Source organism: Acinetobacter sp. USHLN143 (assembly GCF_037145695.1).
GTDB classification, from domain to species: domain Bacteria; phylum Pseudomonadota; class Gammaproteobacteria; order Pseudomonadales; family Moraxellaceae; genus Acinetobacter; species Acinetobacter fasciculus.
This window is the reverse complement of sequence record NZ_JBBCWZ010000161.1, coordinates 1-1,421: the sequence shown is the minus strand read 5'-3', so window position 1 is coordinate 1,421 and position 1,421 is coordinate 1. Positions and strand designations below refer to the sequence as shown.

Annotated in this window: 1 protein-coding gene; it reads left to right on the top strand. The window is 39.3% G+C overall.

Translation table 11 applies throughout. The features are described 5' to 3' along the window. Nucleotides 1–21: 21 nt before the first annotated feature. Complete coding sequence (locus WFH18_RS17395) at nucleotides 22–1,302, top strand: cation transporter (protein WP_004668302.1); 1,281 nt, start codon at nucleotides 22–24, stop codon at nucleotides 1,300–1,302. The last annotated feature ends 119 nt before the right edge of the window (nucleotides 1,303–1,421 follow it).

The following is a 1,421-nucleotide window of genomic DNA, read 5'->3' as shown; positions in this document are numbered from 1 at the left end:
ATTTTTTTAATGGGTATAATTATGAGTGGTTGTGGATGTAGTAAAGAAACACCATGCGAAGATAAGAAATCTCAACAAGAAAATCATCCATCAATTGCAGAAGCAAACAATTCAAAGAATTGTGATAATACGCTTAGCTGTTGTGGTGAAGAGGAAGAAAAAAAATCTTCATCTCCTTGCTGTAACACTTCAAACAGTTGTGAAGATACCGCTCAATCCTGTTATGGTTCTGATCCCAAAGAAAATTTAAGCACTGAAGACGTTTTAAAAGATTCGCACTACATGAGTGAATACTTAGTTCCCAAAATGGATTGTTCTGCGGAAGAACAGATGGTTCGTATGGCGCTATCTTCAATTGATGGTGTTCAAAAACTCATCTTTGATTTACCTAACCGTTCTTTAAAGGTTCTACATAATCAAAAAGATGAAAATATAACCACCAAACTTGAAGCTTTGGGTTTTGGTGCAAAGCTTGTGAAGACTGAAACTTATATAAGCAATCAACAGGCTAAGCAAACAAGTACCTACACCATTCCTAAAATGGATTGCTCTGCTGAAGAGCAAATGGTCCGTATGGCTCTTGCAGATATTGAAGCAGTTAAAGGTCTTACTTTTGATCTTCCCAATCGAAAACTGAAAGTCTTCCATAATGAAGGGATTCAGCAAATTACGGCTAAACTCGAAGGACTGGGTTTTGGGGCGAAACTTGATGAAACACAGCTTTCTTCAGGCGATATACCTAATGAACCTGATCCTGTGAGACAAGCTAAAGTACTTAAACTGTTATTAGGTATTAATGCTCTACTTTTCTTTATAGAATTCATCAGCGGTATTATTGCTGCGTCTACAGGATTGATTGCTGATTCTCTAGATATGTTTGCCGATGCAGCCGTTTATGGTATTGCGCTATATGCCGTCGGAAAAGCTGCGAAATATCAAATAAAAGCAGCCCATTTCGCAGGTTGGATTCAGTTATTACTTGCTGTTATCGTGATTGTTGATGTCATTAGACGATTCATGTTTGGAAGCGAGCCAGAATCAACGCTCATGATTGTTATTGGCCTGCTCGCACTTATAGCTAACGTGACATGCTTATATCTTATTTCTGGTCATCGAGAAGATGGCGCACATATGAAAGCCAGTTGGATTTTCTCGGCGAATGACGTTGTCGTAAATATGGGCGTTATATTTGCCGGTGTACTCGTGGCGTGGACGGGATCAGCTTATCCAGACTTAATCATTGGCATACTGGTTTCTTTATTCGTACTTAATGGTGCCCGAAAAATTTTGGCTTTGAAGTAAGAGTATCGGGCACTGTTGCAAATAACCACGAATGGTAAGCTGAAGACTGTTTTAGCTAAAGGTGCAGCATATGAATCCTTTCCATGGTCGGCATTTTCAGGGCGAAATCATTCTTTGGG